At 47.1% G+C, this 18,538-nt stretch carries 11 protein-coding genes; 5 read left to right on the top strand and 6 right to left on the bottom strand.

Going from position 1 to position 18,538, the window contains the following annotated elements; all coding sequences use genetic code 11:
• Nucleotides 1-12: 12 nt before the first annotated feature.
• The 5 genes from kdpB to QZ135_RS07585 all read left to right on the top strand — a co-directional run bounded on the left by kdpB (nt 13) and on the right by QZ135_RS07585 (nt 6,445).
• A complete protein-coding gene (gene kdpB, locus QZ135_RS07605) occupies nt 13-2,061 on the top strand; it encodes a potassium-transporting ATPase subunit KdpB (RefSeq protein WP_294607422.1) in 2,049 nt (682 codons plus the stop codon).
• A gap of 14 nt (nt 2,062-2,075) precedes the next feature.
• Nucleotides 2,076-2,648 (top strand): K(+)-transporting ATPase subunit C, encoded by a 573-nt coding sequence (locus QZ135_RS07600; protein ID WP_294607420.1) that lies wholly within the window; start codon nt 2,076-2,078, stop codon nt 2,646-2,648.
• Nucleotides 2,649-2,885: 237 nt separating this feature from the next.
• Nucleotides 2,886-3,635: a hypothetical protein gene (locus QZ135_RS07595; protein ID WP_044267425.1), complete on the top strand. Its 750-nt coding sequence runs from the start codon at nt 2,886-2,888 to the stop codon at nt 3,633-3,635.
• Between the two features lie 224 nt (nt 3,636-3,859).
• Nucleotides 3,860-4,984 (top strand): hypothetical protein, encoded by a 1,125-nt coding sequence (locus tag QZ135_RS07590; protein WP_009129358.1) that lies wholly within the window; start codon nt 3,860-3,862, stop codon nt 4,982-4,984.
• A 21-nt stretch (nt 4,985-5,005) separates the two neighbouring features.
• Entirely contained in the window at nt 5,006-6,445 is a 1,440-nt protein-coding gene (locus tag QZ135_RS07585; RefSeq protein ID WP_294607415.1) for an ATP-binding protein, read from the top strand.
• A gap of 48 nt (nt 6,446-6,493) precedes the next feature.
• Here the strand turns inward: QZ135_RS07585 and QZ135_RS07580 are convergent, their stop codons facing one another.
• From QZ135_RS07580 to QZ135_RS07555, 6 genes are all read right to left on the bottom strand, one after another.
• Complete coding sequence (locus tag QZ135_RS07580; protein WP_044267420.1) at nt 6,494-8,743, bottom strand: S9 family peptidase; 2,250 nt, start codon at nt 8,741-8,743, stop codon at nt 6,494-6,496.
• Between the two features lie 13 nt (nt 8,744-8,756).
• A complete protein-coding gene (locus tag QZ135_RS07575) occupies nt 8,757-11,162 on the bottom strand; it encodes a beta-L-arabinofuranosidase domain-containing protein (protein ID WP_294607412.1) in 2,406 nt (801 codons plus the stop codon).
• Between the two features lie 4 nt (nt 11,163-11,166).
• Nucleotides 11,167-12,780: a M43 family zinc metalloprotease gene (locus tag QZ135_RS07570; RefSeq protein WP_294607408.1), complete on the bottom strand. Its 1,614-nt coding sequence runs from the start codon at nt 12,778-12,780 to the stop codon at nt 11,167-11,169.
• A 2-nt stretch (nt 12,781-12,782) separates the two neighbouring features.
• Entirely contained in the window at nt 12,783-13,259 is a 477-nt protein-coding gene (locus QZ135_RS07565; protein ID WP_294607406.1) for a hypothetical protein, read from the bottom strand.
• Between the two features lie 9 nt (nt 13,260-13,268).
• Complete coding sequence (locus QZ135_RS07560) at nt 13,269-15,668, bottom strand: family 43 glycosylhydrolase (protein ID WP_294607404.1); 2,400 nt, start codon at nt 15,666-15,668, stop codon at nt 13,269-13,271.
• Between the two features lie 95 nt (nt 15,669-15,763).
• The gene (locus QZ135_RS07555) at nt 15,764-18,490 is read right to left on the bottom strand and encodes a glycoside hydrolase family 97 catalytic domain-containing protein (protein ID WP_294607401.1); all 2,727 of its coding nucleotides are present in this window, start codon (nt 18,488-18,490) and stop codon (nt 15,764-15,766) included.
• Between the last annotated feature and the right edge of the window lie 48 nt (nt 18,491-18,538).

Here is an 18,538-nt window from a genome sequence, read left to right as displayed (position 1 = left end):
AAAAAGAAAGATATGAAAGATAAGAAATCAGCTTCTTTGTTTCAAAAGGAGCAAGTTATGGAAAGCTTGAAGCAATCATTCGTGAAGTTGGATCCACGGGTGATGATTAAGAATCCGATTATGTTTACGGTGGAGCTTGTGACGCTGGTGATGCTGGTGGTCTGCATCCTATCGCTGGGGACTACGGAATATGGAACATTCGGGTACAACTTCCTGGTGTTCGTCGTTCTCTTTGTTACTCTGCTGTTCGCCAACTTCGCTGAGGCCATTGCCGAGGCTCGTGGTAAGGCCCAGGCCGACAGCCTGCGCAAGACGCGTGAGGAGACTCCCGCTAAAATCCTGATTGATGGCAAAGTCTGCAATATCAGTAGTGCACGCCTGAAGAAAGGTGATTACTTTATTTGCGAAGCCGGTGATACGATTCCGGCTGACGGTGAGATTGTAGAAGGATTGGCTTCCATTGACGAAAGTGCCATCACAGGCGAATCTGCCCCGGTAATCCGTGAGGCGGGTGGAGATAAAAGTTCTGTAACCGGTGGTACGAAGGTACTTTCTGATAAGATAAAGGTATTGGTAACCCAACAACAGGGTGAGAGCTTCCTCGACAAGATGATTGCCCTGGTGGAAGGCGCTACCCGGAAAAAAACACCGAATGAAATAGCGTTGACTATCTTGCTGGCCGGTTTCACACTGGTATTCGTGATTGTTTGCGTCACGCTGATTCCGATGGCGGACTATACGAACATAGATCATCCGGGAACGTACATCTCGATTGCAGCTATTCTCTCCCTGTTTGTCTGTCTGATACCGACGACAATCGGTGGTCTGCTTTCCGCTATCGGCATTGCAGGTATGGACCGTGCGCTTCGTGCCAATGTGATAACGAAATCGGGTAAGGCGGTGGAAACGGCCGGTGATATTGATACGTTACTGTTGGATAAGACGGGAACTATTACAATCGGTAACCGTAAAGCCACGAAGTTCTATGCAGCTCCCGGTGTGGACGAACGTGATTTTATTGAGGCTTGCCTGCTGTCCTCCATCTCCGATGAAACGCCGGAAGGTAAATCAATTATAGAACTGGGACGGGAAACAGGTCGCCGTATGCGTGACCTGAATACTACGGGTGCCCGGATGATTAAGTTCACTGCCGAAACAAAGTGTTCAGGCGTGGATTTACAAAATGGTACTCAGATACGTAAAGGTGCTTTCGATGCTATCCGTAAGATTGTGGAGAGTGCCGGAAACAGTTTCCCGAAAGAGGTGGAAGATGTGATTGCTGCAATTTCAAGTAACGGCGGTACACCGTTGGTAGTGTGTGTCAACCGGCAGGTGGCTGGCGTTATTGAGTTGCAGGATATCATCAAACCGGGTATTCAGGAACGTTTCGAACGCCTTCGCAAGATGGGAGTGAAGACGGTAATGGTGACCGGAGATAACCCGCTGACGGCAAAGTACATCGCAGAAAAGGCCGGTGTGGATGATTTTATTGCTGAGGCCCGGCCGGAAGACAAGATGGAATATATCAAGAAAGAGCAACAATCCGGTAAGCTGGTGGCAATGATGGGAGACGGTACAAATGATGCTCCGGCATTGGCACAGGCAAATGTGGGCGTTGCTATGAATAGCGGTACGCAGGCTGCAAAGGAAGCCGGTAATATGGTGGACTTGGACAATGATCCTACGAAGCTGATTGAAATTGTGGAAATCGGTAAACAGTTGTTGATGACGCGCGGTACATTGACCACGTTCTCTATAGCAAATGACGTGGCTAAATACTTTGCGATTATTCCCGCTTTGTTTATGGTAGCCATCCCTCAGTTAGCACCGCTGAACGTCATGGGGCTGCATAGTCCTGAGTCAGCCATCCTTTCAGCTATAATCTTTAACGCTGTCATTATTCCTATATTGATTCCGTTGGCACTGAAAGGAGTACAGTATAAACCGATTGGTGCCAGTGCATTGCTTCGCCGCAACTTGCTGATTTATGGCTTAGGCGGTGTCATTGCACCCTTTATCGGAATTAAATTAATAGATATGGTGGTCAGTTTATTCTTTTAATAAATAACAAGATAATGAAAACTTTATTGAAATCCCTCAAAATAACACTTGCTTTTTGCGTGTTTTTCTCTGTATTCTATATCCTTATCCTGTGGATATTTGCCCAGGTGGCAGGTCCAAATAAGGGTAATGCGGAAGTAGCGACTCTGGATGGTAAGGTGGTCGGTGCCGCTAATGTAGGACAGATGTTCACAAAAGACATCTACTTCTGGGGACGCCCTTCCCATGCCGGTGACGGTTACGATGCTACCAGTTCTTCCGGTAGCAACAAAGGCCCTACCAACGAAGAATATCTTTCGGAAGTAGAAGCCCGTATTGATACTTTCCTGGTGCACCATCCCTATCTGCAACGCAAGGACGTTCCGGCTGAAATGGTGACAGCCAGTGCTTCGGGGCTTGATCCGGATATCACTCCCGCCAGTGCTTATGTACAGGTGAAACGCGTAGCCCAGGCATGTGGCATGGATGAGGCACAAGTAAAGACTCTCGTAGACAATGCAGTACAGAAACCGCTTCTCGGCCTTTTCGGTACGGAGAAAGTGAATGTGCTGAAACTGAACATTGCACTCGAAGAGGCAAATAAGTAGTTAAGCTACAAGCTACAGGTTACAAGTTGCTGCGCTATACTTGTGGGCGAATAATTATTCGCCCGGCTATCATGCCGAAAGGTACTCGTCACTCGTAGCTTGTAGCTCGTATCTTGTATCTCACAGAGAGGCGGACAGGCTCCGTTCATATTTTGCCATGGTGATGTCTAAAAACAGGGTGAACGGAGACACGCCTCTCTCTTTTTAAAAGATTGTATTTTAAAGATTGAATGAATTATGAAACAAGTAAAAAGAACGTTTTTTGTAATAGCAGCCATTGTTGCTGCATGTTTTTTCGGGACAAATGATGTGAAGGCACAGGAATTTACCGTGCAGGGTGATTTAGTAAGCTCTTACGTCTGGCGCGGCGTATATCAGACGGGAGCCAGCTTCCAACCTACACTGGGTTTCGGCATCGGCAGCTTTTCTCTGACTGCGTGGGGTTCCACGGACTTCGACGGTTATAAATCTACCGAAGGCCAGGCAAACAAGGAAATAGACCTGACGGCAGCTTACGCATTCGGCGAGTCCGGTCTGTCACTGTCTGTGGCAAGCCTTTGGTGGGCGGGACAGGGTGCCCGGCAGTATTTCAACTTCAAAAGTCATGAGACGGCACATTTCTTTGAAGCTGGTCTGGCCTATACGTTGCCTTGCGAGAAGTTTCCCCTGTCCATAGCTTGGTACACCATGTTTGCGGGAGCCGATAAAAATGAGGAAGGCGCGCAAAACTATTCTTCCTATTGTGAACTGAACTATCCGTTCAGCGTGAAGTCGGTAGGTTTGAATGCAACCGTAGGATTCGTTCCTTATGAAACTTATACGGTAGGATATGGAAACTCCGGTTTTGCCTTTACCAATGTAGCATTGAAAGCTACTACGGCTATCAGGATAACAGACTCGTTTTCATTGCCTATATTTGCACAGGCTATCTGGAATCCTTGTTTGGAAGATACCCACTTAGTCTTTGGTATAACCTTAAAGCCTTAATGTAAGTGACAGAGGTATCTTGTCTCTATGACTTAGCATAGAATCATTGGCATTGATTGTGGGAATCATTGGCATTGATTGTAGGAATCATTGGCATTGATTATACCCATCATCCGTATTGATGGTACTCATCATCCGTATTGATGATACCCATCATCCGTATTGATGATATGCCAACTCACTTACCAATCCCAGCTAACCCATAATGATAACTACTTAAAGGTATGGACAGAGAACAAAACGTGCAACACTTCCTCGACCTGATAAAGAAATCCCGTCGTGGCAAGTTCAAGATTTACATCGGCATGATAGCCGGTGTGGGCAAGTCTTACCGGATGCTCCAGGAAGCCCACGACCTGCTGGACAACGGCGTAGACGTGCAAATCGGCTACATCGAAACCCACGGACGTGCCGGGACGGAAGCTCTCCTTGCAGGCCTGCCCGTCATCCCCCGCCGCCGGATATTCTACAAAGGCAAGGAACTGGAAGAAATGGATTTGGAGGGTATCATCCGCATCCATCCCGAAATAGTCATCGTGGACGAACTGGCGCATACCAACGTAGAAGGCAGTCGTAACGAAAAGCGTTGGCAGGACGTGATGGACCTTTTGGACGAAGGCATCAACGTGATTTCCGCCGTCAACATCCAGCACATCGAGAGCGTGAACGAAGAAGTGCAAGGCATCTCCGGCATCGAAGTCAAAGAGCGCATCCCCGACAGTGTCCTTCAGGAAGCGGACGAGGTGGTGAACATCGACCTGACTGCCGAAGAACTGATAACCCGTCTGAAAGCCGGCAAGATTTATCGCCCGGAGAAGGTGCAGACGGCACTGACCAACTTCTTCCGGACCGAGAACATCCTCCAACTCCGTGAACTGGCCTTGAAGGAAGTAGCCCTGCGAGTGGAGAAGAAGGTGGAGAACGAAGTCGTCATTTCGAGCGTAGGCGTCCGGCACGAGAAGTTTCTGGCATGCATCAGCAGTCATGAGAAGACGCCACGGCGCATCATCCGTAAGGCGGCACGGCTGGCTACCCGCTACAATACTTCTTTCATTGCCCTGTATGTGCAGACGCCCCGCGAGAGTGCCGACCGCATCGACCTGGCAAGCCAGCGTTATCTGCTGAACCACTTCAAACTGGTTACTGAGTTGGATGGTGAAGTTCTCCAGGTACAGTCCCGGGACGTGCTGGATGCCGTGGTACGGGCCTGTAAAGAGCGGCAAATTACGACGGTTTGCATGGGAAGTCCTGCTTTCCGCTTTCCGCAATCCTTGTTCATGGTGTTGAAATACAGAAAATTTGTGAGCGAATTGGCGCAAGCAAACATAGATTTGATTATACTTGCATAAAATTTAATTCATCAGTGCATTATGAATATTCGTACTAAATTAATACTCAGTGTAGGCATTCTGGCTGGTATGATCATTCTGCTGGTTGCTCTCTCCGTAGTGAATCTTCAGATACTGACAGCCACCGAACCGGACAGTCCTGCCGCCATGCCCGGACTGGAACGTGCTTTGCTGTGGATTTCCGTTACAGGTGCTATTTGCATTCTTGCCAGTATCGTGTTGCTGGTCTGGCTTCCCCGTTCCATCAACAAGCCTATCCAGGAACTGACGCGTGGCATCCTTGAAATCGCCAATCATAACTATGAGAAACGTTTGGATATGAGCGGACACGAGGAATTCCGCCAGGTGGCCGATAGCTTCAACAGTATGGCCGAGCGCCTGACTGAATATCGTGCCAGTACGCTGAACGATATTCTTTCTGCCAAGAAGTTTCTTGAAGCCGTTGTGAACAGTATCCATGAACCTATTATCGGTCTGAATTGTGAGCATGAAATACTCTTTATCAATAAAGAAGCACTTACCGTATTGAATCTGAAACGTGAAGATGTAATCCGCCACTCTGCCGAGGAACTGTCCTTAAAGAATGATCTCCTTCGTCGTCTGGTTCGGGAACTGATTACTCCGGGTGAGAAGAAAGAACCCTTGAAAATCTATGCGGATAATAAGGAAAGCTATTTTCAGGCTTCTTACATCACCATTATGAATACGGATGCCGATACGGATGAACCGCAGAATCTGGGTGATGTGATCCTGCTGAAGAATATCACCGAATTTAAAGAGTTGGATTCTGCCAAAACAACCTTTATCTCCACCATCTCCCATGAACTGAAAACGCCTATCTCAGCTATTCTTATGAGTTTGCAGTTGTTGGAAGACAAGCGGGTAGGAGCTTTGAATGATGAGCAGGAACAATTATCGAAAAGCATTAAAGAGAATGCCGACCGCCTGCTGGGTATCACCGGTGAACTCCTGAATATGACACAAGTAGAAGCCGGCAAGCTCCAGATGATGCCGAAGATAACCAAGCCTATCGAACTTATAGAATATGCCATTAAAGCCAATCAGGTTCAGGCGGATAAGTTCGGCATCCAGATAGAAGTGGAGTATCCGGAGGAAAAAATGCCGAAACTGTTTGTGGATAGTGAGAAGATAGCCTGGGTATTGACGAATCTTCTGAGCAATGCAGTCCGTTATTCAAAAGAAAACGGACGTGTCGTTATTGGTGCCAAGCGTGAGGGAGACTTTGTTGAACTGTATGTGCAGGATTTCGGTAAAGGTATCGATCCCCGTTATCATCAGAGTATCTTCGACCGTTATTTCCGTGTGCCCGGCACAAAGGTGCAAGGCAGTGGACTGGGACTTTCCATTTCAAAAGACTTTGTGGAGGCACATGGGGGAACATTGACGGTGGAAAGCGAATTGGGGAAAGGAAGTAAGTTCATTATGCGACTGAAGGGGTAGAGTGATAGGGTGGTAAAGTGATAAGCACTCTATCACCCTATCACTTTATCACTTCTTCACCTCTTCCCACTTCGGCGGGTTTCCCCCCATCAGATGGCGTACAAAGAAATCATAGCGTTTATGTTCCCCGAAATCTTCTCCCATCGTGTGGTGTGCACCGGGAATCACTACCAATTCAAAATCTTTGTTGGCTTTTATCAGTGCGTTCACCACCTGCATGGTTGAGGCAGGATCTACATTATCGTCCAGTTCGCCTACCACCAGCATCAGGGGGCGACTCAGCAGATGGGCATTCTCTACATTCGATCCTTCCTTATATTGATCTCCTACGGGATATCCCAGCCAGAGTTCGTTCCACCAGATTTTATCCATGCGGTTGTCGTGGCAGCCACAGGCGGAATAAGCGGCTTTGTAGAATTCGGGATGCAGCAGCACGGCAGTGGTGGATTCCTGGCCTCCGGCGGAACAGCCATAGATGCCTACGCGGTCCATATCCATATACGGATACTTCTCTCCGGCAGCTTTAATCCAGGAGATGTGATCGGGAAGTCCTGCATCTTTCAGATTCTTGTAGCATACGTTTTCAAATTCACGTGAGCGGAATGAGGTTCCCATTCCATCTACCATGACGACGATAAAGCCGAGTTCGGCAAGGGAAGTCATGTACCAATTGTACGGAATGAAGGTTTTGGGCACATATTGATCGCCGGGGCCTTGGTAGATATATTCGATCACCGGGTACTTCCGGTTCGGGTCGAAATTGGTAGGGCGTACAATCAATCCCCACATGTCCGTTTTCCCGTCGCGGCCCTTGGCTGTAAATACTTCGGGGGCTTTCCAACCTTCTGCTTCCAGACGACTGATATCGGCTGTCTCCAGCGGCATCACCACTTTGCCGTCTTCGGCACTGCGCAATACGGCAACGGGGGCTTTGTTTACCATAGAGTAAACGTCTACCAGATAATTCATGTCCGGTGAGAACCAGGCCCGGTGCATACCTTCTTCGGGAGTGAGGCAGGTGAATCCTTTGCCATCGAAGCCGATGCGGTAGTAGCGGATGAGGTAAGGATCTTCGCCCGGCTGCACACCGTTGGCGGAGAAATAAATCTGCCGGTTGTCCTCGTCTACGCGGAGCACTTCGCGCACATACCATTCGCCGCGGGTTATCTGATGGACGGGCTGTGCGGTAGTGCGGTCGTACATGTACAGGTGGTTCCAGTTGTCCCGTTCGCTCATCCAGATGATGTGCTTGTTGTCCCTCAGGTCGTGGCGGAAGCGGCGGGTATAGTTCACGTACTTGTCACTGGTTTCTTCTATCAGAGGACGCACGGCGCCTGTCTCGGCAGAGAGTTCAAGTACACGATATGCCTGATGTCCGCGCTGGTTGTACTCGAAGGTAACAGAACGGCTGTCCGGGTTCCATTCGGGGCCGTATATTTCATACTGCCGGTCGAAGAGGTCGGTGCTGGGGATGATACCTCGTCCTGTTTCAACTTCATAAATGCAAGGTATCTTGAAAGGAAGTTCGTCTCCCGGTTTGGCATATTCCTGCTTGTGCAGTTTCGGTTGGAGCTGATCCGCCGGAGAAGACTCTACATAGTATACATATCGTTTCTCTACCGGGCGGATTTTGCAGGATGCCACTTTCTTGCTGTCCGGAGACCAGCGGATATAAGCTGAGTAGTAGTTGCTGAGTGTACCGTCAAGGCTCAACTGCTTCTCTTTTCCGGTGGTAAGTTCCTTCACATATACATTCTGATTTTTGATATAGGCGGTATACTTTCCATCGGGTGAAGTTACGGGAGCGGTTTCTTTTTCGTCATCCCGTTCCATCCAGTGTTTCTGTGGTGCATTGCGGCCGGGCAGGTTGCCTTCATTTACCAACTGATTTTTGCGGGTGGCGTACATCCAGCGCTGATTGCCAAATACAAAACGAAGCGTATCTAAGCTCGGGTTCACCCGTAACCGTTCCAGTTGGATTGTCTCGGGCTTTACTTCTTTGCCGGATGCGTTGCTCAGTGCGCTTGACAGACGCTTGTGGTCGAACAACTCCTTTCTGTTTTTCTTGTCTGCGTTCACCGATACGTAGATACGGCCTTCGGGCGTATTGCGTACATACCAGAACTGATGTGTGCCTTCTATCCATTGCGGCGTGACGTTGGAGTAGAAAACTTTGTTGGCACTGAATTTCTCTCTTAATGCGTAGGCACGGTTATAATCATCCACTGTGCCTTGTGCGAAAGCCATGCCCCCGCTAAGGAGCATGGCTATCGACAAACCTAACTTACAAACATTCATATCTAACTAACCTTTATTGTACTTCCCATTCATAAACACCTGCTGCATGTTTGTCCGGCAGGGTAATTTCCAGTTTTACTGATTTGGTTTTCACGGGATCAAAGTTTACGGTGTTTCCCGCACCTTTTACAACGCCATATTTGTCGGTACCTGTGACGGGGTGCCACTGGCCTTGTGCATCTTTATAATATACCTTCCAGCTTTTCGGTACACGGCAACCGCCCCAGGGGGCATCGTCGAACCAATATACGGTAGAACTTGATACGGTAGCTTCTGCCGGGAACTCATACGTGATCCATTCCGTAGTTCCCTGTTTGGGCCACCAATGATAGTAGGGCAGGGAACGGTCATTTTCATCTTTCGGAACCAGGCGGTCGTTGATGGCTGAAATGGAGCTTGCGCGATGGGATGCGTCTATTTTACTTTCCGAAGCCAGTGTGGCAGGCATGGCGGGGCGGGATGCGCTCAGCTCTTGCGGCAACCATACTTCCATAGCTCCCGAACCACGGTGGGCCCATGCGTAGTAAGGTATCAGTGTCAGGCTCACATCGGTAGTGGTCAGGCGACCCTGATCGTCGTAGCCAAGTGTCTGTGCGCCGGTCTTCAATTGGTTGATGCCATACAGCAGATCGGGCTTTTCCACCACTTCAAACTTCGGGTTGCGGTTCATGAATACGCTGAAGATGTCGAAGTTATTATCCGGGAATTCTGCACAGTATACAATCGGTCCGCGTTCTACGGCAATGCGTCCGCGGTCGGCTTCCACCTTATTGTTGGCTTTCACGGTACGCGGTTCCATGTCGAAGTGCACTTCCACCTTGTCACCCTTTTTCCAACGGCGGTCGATGCAGAAATAACCATCTTTCAGCTCATTCTGTACGGCTTCTCCGTTTACTTTCACTGTGTACTTCAGACGCTTGCCGTCACTATAGGCATACAGGTCACTGGGAACTACCTGACCCCGAACCCATCCGGGAATACGGACTTTCAGGTTGAACTGTCCGGCGCTGTTCTTGTTGATGCCGATGGTGATGTCGCCGTTCCACGGGTATTTGGTGGTTTGCTCGATAGAAACAGCTTTGCCACCCACTTTCAGGTCGGAAGTATTGGACATGAAGAGGTTGACGTAAACGTCCTTATCCTTTACTGCGTAGATATATCCCGGCAGGGACGGGATGAAACGGCAGATGTTGGACGGGCAGCAGGCACAACCGAACCAGGGCTGGCGTTGATGCTGTCCCATACTTTCCAGCGGGTTGGGGTAGAAGAAGCCACCGCCGTCCAGGGATACGCCTGAAATCAGACCATTGTATAAGGTGCGTTCCAGTACATCGTAGTATTTGGATTCACCGTGCAGGAGGAAAAGACGATAATTGACATACACATTGCCGATGGCAGCACAAGTCTCGCAATAGGCTGACATGTTGGGCAATTCGTAGTTCTTGCCGAAAGCCTCTCCGGCTGCGGTAGCTCCGATACCGCCGGTGATGTAATATTTCTTGCCGACGATATTGTCCCAAATACGGTCGATGGCATGAATATAGGCAGTGTCTCCCGTCAGGGCGGCTACGTCGGCCATACCTGCATACATATATGCGGCGCGAACGGCGTGTCCTACAGCCTCATCCTGCTGAACCACCGGTTTATGTGCCTGGCTGTATTCGTCCGTACGGCTGGTATATCCACGCTGGTCGAGGAAGAACTTGGCCTGGTCGAGGTATTTCTTGTCTCCGGTGACCAGATAAAGTTTGGCAAGTGCCATTTCGGCAATCTGATGTCCGGGAACACGGATTTGCTGTCCTTCGCCTGTACCGATTTCACGGCATACGCAGTCGGCATATCGGATGGCGATATTGAGGAAGTTCTTCTTTCCGGTAGCCTGGTAGTGGGCGATGGCGCCTTCCACCATGTGTCCCAGGTTGTAGAACTCGTGGCTCAGGTCTTCTACCTTTTCCCAACGTTTGCTTCCCGCCCATTCGTGTGGATGTTTCGGGTTCATGGTGCGACTGGTGTAGAGATACCCGTCGGGTTCCTGTGCAGCGGCTACAATCACCAGTACGCTGTCAATGTATTTAGCCAGTTTCTTGTCCGGATAAGTCTGCAACAGGTAGCTGGCGCCCTCGATGGTTTTATAGACGTCCGTATCGTCGAAAGCCAGTCCGCCTACTTTAATCGTATCGCTGGGATGCGCTGCGTTGACAAAGTTCTGATATCTTCCTGTTTCCTCACATTTGCTGAAAGCAAGAGGAATGGTTACTTCACGGCTCGCATTGAGGCGTTGCCCCCAGAAGGAGTCGGTTACTTTCACTGAGGTGAAAGGTATGGGATCGATGGGATACCCGTGCGATTGTTTTTTCACTTGCGCCTGGCTGCCTATGGCAGTGCCGGCAATCAAAACTGATAATAAAAAACTTCTCATGGCGTTATTTATTTGAATGAATGAATATTTTGCTAATTGAATCATTCTCTAAGCGGATAGAGTCTGCTTCAATGTCATAAATAGATGATGGCGACATGATTTCTATAGGTATGCTTATAATATTAGAAAGCCCCGAAACTGTTATTTGTAGCATGGCATAAGTCGTACCTTTGGGAGTTCCGGTAGCACAATAAAAAGACTTGTTGCTTCGCATCTGGAAATATGAAGCCATATTTCCCAAGATCATAAAGCTGTAATTGGAGGGATATACCGTGGAACTTCCCCCTAAATTGTCAATATAATCGAGATAGAGCACTCCTCCTTGATATGCTCTGATATAGTTAGATATAGATGTACAAGTGCCGTTTGTAGATTTATTGTTATAAAGTGTTTGCCATCTCAGACTTCCGCTGCTAAAGTTCACTCTTACGAAATGAGCAGTTTTTTCTTCTGTTGTGAATGAATATCCTCTTGAATCCGTAATGGTTGCTTTAATTGTATATTTCTGTGATGGGTAATCACTTCCTGCATCTTTTATCGTTAAAGTCTTGCTTGTATAATAGGTCGTAGACGTAACATTCTTTGAAAGTGAGTTTGAATATGCATCCATTTTTACTGTCCAGCGAATGGAAGCATTGTCTAAAAGGTATTCTGACAAGAGGCTGGAATTTAGTTCATATTTTGCTGAAGAGTTTATGATACTATTACCTTGGATTAAGTTGTTACCTTTGTGTAATCGAGCTTTTTTTTCTGTAGACCCATAGATGGTGCTTCTTATTTTAGCTTCTTGACCCTCGGTGAACTGATTTCTTATGGCATAATAAGACATAAGGTTCGTTTCATCAGGTCTGTACACATCACCATGTGCATCTACATCATGAATGGTTCCTCCGTAATTGAAATTATTATCATAAATGGCAGGATCGGCAGGAGTGTCTATGATTTTATCACCTGCAGTTGCTGCATTACTACCATCAACAAATTCAGGGTTCATGCCATCAGCAGTCCCTTTAAAGGTATGTTCCAATCCTAAAATATGTCCCATCTCATGTGGTGCCGTATCTAAATGATACGAATTAGAAGTCACCCAACATTCATTTCCTTGCCCAGTTACAGCTGCTCCACCCACGCTGCCGAAGTTATCTCCATTTGTAAAAATGTAAATGTCAAATGCATCTGAATGTGGATTTACACTATAGATCTGCGTTGCATTATATCTATTATATGCATTATAAATATCCGAATCAATAAATTCGGAGCCGGAAAGGCTAAAATAAATACTATGTTTATGAAAGTATCTGTTCAAACGTTCCATTAATGTATTACAGATACTCTCTTTATCTTTAAATTCATTTCCACCCGCAGGGCGTATGATATGAATGTAGACATTGAAAAGGTAAATTGTCTTTGGCAGAGTTGTGAGAGGTTGTACTTCAATGTCACTACTCCTTGTGGCCGTACTATTTGCCGCACAAGTAAAAAACACTTTGGGTTCTTCGTTAACTGCTCGTGTTTTCACATCATTCATATCTGTGACTAAAACATTATCTGCACAAGCCACATTGATGAATAACAGTATTAGTAATTTTAAAATGGTATTTATTCTATAACTCTCCATTTTTAATCTTCATAGGGTGTTATATCTGTATAATCTATTTCGAAAAAGGCTGTTCTTATCCAATAGTCGATATCAAGGTGATCTATTGTATATAGATATGTATATTTGCCATCAATAAGAACATACTGGTCTTTGAATTTTGAGTACACTTCCGAGGAACTGGATAACCTATAATAGATATCATTGGCTTCGATAACAGGGAGTTGCGTTTTGTCATAATTCTCGCTATAAATATCTCCAAATGTTACTATCCATCCATATACAGGAGAATTGAATACCCACCCTTTAGCATCTTTTAAGATACCCTTGGTTCCTTTCAACTTGTGGTCAATGAACTTTTTATAGTAGTCTCTTTGCTCTAAGATTTTATCTTCATTGTCATCATCATCCTTGCATCCACTCAAGTTAAAGGATGAGAACAAACAGATGAAAACTATTAATATAGCTGTGCTTATGGAAGAATTAATGGTACATTTCATATCTCTACTTTATTTCATCGGTATATACTCATCCCACAACTTCAACATGTGCAAATGCCCCGTAAATGGCCAGTTGCGTTCGGCATTCTGCCCCAAAGTTACGTATTGTGAGGGTTTTATCAATAGCTGGATGTCTTTTTCGCTAATTAACTGCCCGTTGATATACACCTGCTCCATGCGTCCGTCGAAGCAGATATATACGTGCTGCCACTTGCCTTCAAGCGTCTTCATCTCTTTATACCCGGCGTCTTCATACCAGCCATAATGATTAATCACTCCGCAGCGTGGCTCCGTGCCGCTCACCAGCATAATCTTCTCCAATTCGTTGTGCGAAGTGGTGAAGTCTGCCACACACTCATTTTCGGCAATGGAGTCGTTCAATATCCATGCCTCCAGAGTGTAAGGCGTATTATCCAGCAGCGTGGCCGGTAGCGGGAAGCTGGAATGGAATACCTGATGCCCATCGAAGCGGAAACTCTTTTTTCCTTGCACCTCTTCAACAATAGCCGGTGCTTTCCGGGCTTCAAAATATCCATCCACTCCATGATTGGAGATGTAACGCACCGTATCTCCGGCTGCAAAGTCATCGGCACTGATGCTTACCACCATGCCCCGCTTCTGCTGCTCTGCAGCCGGCAGACGCACAATATTTGTGGTGGCATCGTGCGCCTCCTCGGCTGCTTCCTGCTTCCAGTTATAATATCTCAGGTTAGTGATAGTCAGCTTTTCAGCTCCGCTCCGAAGCGAAATCATTCCCGATGAAAGGGCAGACTCCGCTTCGTATCTTTGCCATCTACCTAATCTATAAACTAACCCACTAATTGTATGCTCCTTGGAGGGAGAAAGTAACGGATGACGGTATTCCAGCGTGGTGCCCGGTTCCAGCACCAGTGCGTCGCGTCCGTCAATGCGCTCGGTGCGGGCTGATCCTGCTTTCAGGATAAAAGTACCTCCTAACATTCCTTCATTGTTCTGCCATTCGCGGCCGTCCCAGTCGGCGGCAGTCAAGCCCAGCCATTGCTGCGGGGCGGAATCTTCGATACCGGAAAATACTTTGATATTCCAGATGGCGCCGCCAAAACCATTCTTCTGTCCGCCGGTGTAAGTGAGGCGCACGAAACGTGCCTTCGTCTTTCCGAAGTCTACCATCGGACTGCCTGCCAGGTGATTGTTCCGCTTGTCGGCGAAGATATCCCAGCACTTGCCGTTGGTAGAAGTCTCTATCAGATATTGGTAGAACTGTGTGCCATATTCAAATTGCGTCCAGATGGTTTGTATCTGTTGCGTGCGTCCCAAGTCTATTTCAATCCATTCCTGTCCCATGCCGCGGGGGCGCCACAGAGTGCCGTTGTTGTCGTCTACGGCATATTCGGGTAGGAAATTATCGTCATAATAAGAAGATGCACGCACACTCTTGCCAAAGGCGAGGTTGGGAGATTTCACTACCGAGGGAGCCAGTGCCCCTACGCCGTCGTGGGTAGGGATAATCTTCTTGATGCTTCCATCTTCGGCAAATTCCATGCGGTCTATGCTGAGCTGGCGATGGAAGCCACGGTTGGAGTGCGGATTATCATGGCGGTGGTAAACGATGTAGTAATCGTTTCCTTCCTGCAAGATGCTATGATGACCCGGGCCGTGGATGGTGCCGTCGGCATTGGTTTCGAGGATGCAACCACCATATTTGTAGGGGCCTAAAGGTTTATCCGATGTGGCATATTGCACACGATACGTGTGGTCGTGGCAGGAGCCGGAAGAGTACATAAAGTAGTACGTCCCGTTGCGCTTGATGACGAAGGGAGCCTCGAAGAAATCCGTGGCTTCGGTGTTGGGGATGAGGCGGGTTTCGGTGAAACTCTTCAGGGCGGGAGCCATCTTTCCGGCACCGCAACCGAAACCTTTGTAAATGCCCCAGGTTCCCCAGTACATATAGACTGAGCCGTCATCGTCCACAAATGTTTGTCCATCCAGAGTGATGGCATTTGTTACGAAACGGTCGGGGATGAGGACGGCTTCGCTATCGCCCAGGATATTCTTCCACGGACCACGGGGAGTTTCACTGACTCCGCAATGAATGATACAGGGCTGGCAGTAGAAGTAGTAGTACTTTCCATCAGAGTGCTGCATCACATCGGGTGCCCATATCCAGTGGCTGTCGGGCCAGTTCATGGGCATCAGGGTCCAGTTTACGAAGTCCTTGCTGGTCCATACTTGTGCGGGGCCGAAGCCTGCACCACTGCCATCGGTAGTGGCGTACATATAATAAGTATCACCAAACTTTTTGATGGTAGGGTCGGCGAAATATCCGGGAATCACGGGATTGCCGGCACCGGGAGTATTGAAAGCGGCCTGTGCAAAGGCGGAAATGGCTCCTATTAAGAGGGAAGCGGTCAAAAAGATGATTCTATTCATGCTGTTGCTTGATTGTTTTTATAAATGGTAATTTATCGAACTGAATCTCAGGCTTTCAGCCTGACTTGATTTCAGGTATTCTCGCCACTAAATTATTATTTATGTATTTCATTATTAATCGGTATCTCTATCTCATAAAAATATTCTTTCAACAACTTGTACATTTCCGGATCGTAGGCTTTCAGCTTTACGCGACGATTCATAGAATTGTGTACACCATTGGCTGGATCAGCGTAACGGTTACAGTTAAAGAAAGACTGTACACATTCCGCAAAATACTCTTCCTTGTTGCTTAATGCATAAGTACCGGCCCATAGTCCTTTTTCTCCAGCACTTTTCCACAATGCTTCCAGTCGGTCATTGAAATCAGGTTCTACACCTGCAATTCCTACCATATGTATCAGATGGGCAAATTCATGAATCAGAATATTCTCACCCGTATATTTATCTTGTGGCAAGGCCAATAGATTCTCTTCCCCGCAACTGGCGGAGAACTCATCTTCCGGTGCTCCACCGAAACCACGGGCACGCCAGTTCCAGTATGCAATGCTGTCCGGTGAATTGCAGATATGGGCAAATTCCGGTAAATCACAAGTTTCTTCGTCTTTACCGATAACCATCACATGGCAGCCTTTTTTCACCATATGCGCTTTTACATCCGGACGTTTTGATAGCATCAGACTGATGATATCGCAGGCCTTCAGCAACGCCTCGTCACTTACTCGCTCGGATGAAGTAACATATAATCCCTCAGTTTCAATGTATTTCTTATAGAAAGAAGGAATATTCTTTCCCTCAGGTATGGACGTTACTTCACCCCGCACCGGATATAACTCAAGTTTCATCGCGAATCCCCCGCCCGAAGCTAAATGTAGCTTTATCCGGCTGTTTTTATCTATAATCAGTTTCTCTGTACGATAATCTTCCGCTTGCTTGTTCGCATTAATACCATCAGCAAAAAGCGTGGCTGTATAGCGAACATTGGAAGGCAGGAACGAAAAGTCAAGTTCTACATCACGTTCATCCCAGTTTGTCATCCCGCCAATGTACCAGTTGATATCTTTCTTTCGTACACTAACGATATATTCTCCTATTTTACCTGCAACGATAAAGGTAGAATCCGTCTCTACGGGAATTGAAGTGATGAAGTCCACACATTCCTGTTCATTCAAATAATTCGTCGGAGCGTCGCACAGCATGGTGAGCGGAGAATCGTGTACAATATAGGCGGCCAACTGATGACAACGGGTTCCCATACTCATCGGTGAGTAATAGACGGCACGCCAGTCGGCTTTCGTTGCATTGCGCATGGCACCCGGAGTATAATCTACCGGCCCTGCCATCATACGGATATAAGGGAAGGTCACATCGTAGAGAGGCATGTTGTTCTTGATATCCGTCCACTTCACCTCTTCCATACCGAACAGGCTCTCAAAGTTGATGATATTCGGATAAGTGCGATTGATACCTGTAGGTTTGTAAATGCCATGGAGGTCGAGTGTCAACTTATGTTTTGCCGTAGCATCAGCGATACGATATACCATTTCAACTGCAGTCTGATCGTCACGATCCAAAAAGTCTACTTTGAAGCCTTTGATACCCATTTCGGAGTACTTCTTGCAGGCGGCTTCCAGTTGCTTGTCGAGTACATTGAATACTGTCCAAAGAATGATATCAACCCCTTTCTGCTTTCCGTAGGCGATTAGTTCGGGAAGATTCAGTTCGGGTACAACGGTCAGCATATCACCGCTTTTCGGATTGTACCAACCCTCGTCGAGCACTATAAACTCTATATCATTCCTGCTGGCGAAGTCTATGTAATATTTATAGGTATCCATATTGATACCTGCCTTAAAGGGGACACCTTTCAGATTCCAGTCATTCCACCAATCCCAAGCCACTTTTCCGGTCTTTATCCATGATGTGTCACCTATACGATTGGGAGATGCCAGCGCATACACCAGATTGTTAACAGGCATATCCGTATCCTTTTCTGTAACAGCCAGTACGCGCCAGGGATAAGTACGTGCCCCACTACTGCGTGCTATGAAATCACTGGTTTCTGTGACATACTCCTGCATACGCCAGGGATAGAAATCTGTTTGGGTAGGGTAGGGGGCAAAAACACCTTTTAGCCCATATCCATCTTTTTTAGATTCTACAAACATTCCCGGATATGCTTCAAGATCAGATTCCAGTAGAGTTAATTTGGTTTTACCGCAGTCCACTGTAACGGGTAGGAAAGCTACTTTCGGCTGTGCCTTCGACAATGGGGTAACATCGTATATGTTTTGAAAAGCCATTGCCATCGGCTTTTTGTCATTCGTTGTATAAGGAAGATAGGCTGTGTAATCCTGGTTGAAGTTGAATTCTGCCACTTCCTCTTTGATGGTTACTTCTGTCTTTTGTGTTGTGTAAAAACGATAAGCCACTCCTTCGTCATAGGCGCGGAAGGTAATGCCGAAATCACCTTTCAGCTTCAAGTTAAGTTCATTGCATGTGGCTATGAACTCCTTGAAGCGATAGAAAGGAGACTCTACATTATCCCTGACTTTTTTCCTTTTAATACCCGTTACCTGAGAATTGTTTCCTATTGTAGTTCCGTCTGCCAGAACTAATCCTATGTTAGAATGAGAGAGAATTGTATCGTTTTCGTGCATCACCTGATAAGACAGTTCGTTTCCGGCAGTAACCTCCACCTTCAACTTACCATCAGGAGAGGAGAGCGTATATTTCTTTCCGGGAGCTGCCCCGAGTGGATTATTTCCGAAGTATAAAAATAAGGAAATAACGACTAATTTGAGAGATGTGCAGTTTTTCATAATCGATTAGCTCTTTATTTGGTTCGTGTGCAAAGTAAGTGAAAAAGG

This window comes from uncultured Bacteroides sp. (assembly GCF_905207245.1).
Classification (GTDB): Bacteria; Bacteroidota; Bacteroidia; order Bacteroidales; family Bacteroidaceae; genus Bacteroides.
This window is presented reverse-complemented; position numbering and strand designations above follow the sequence as displayed.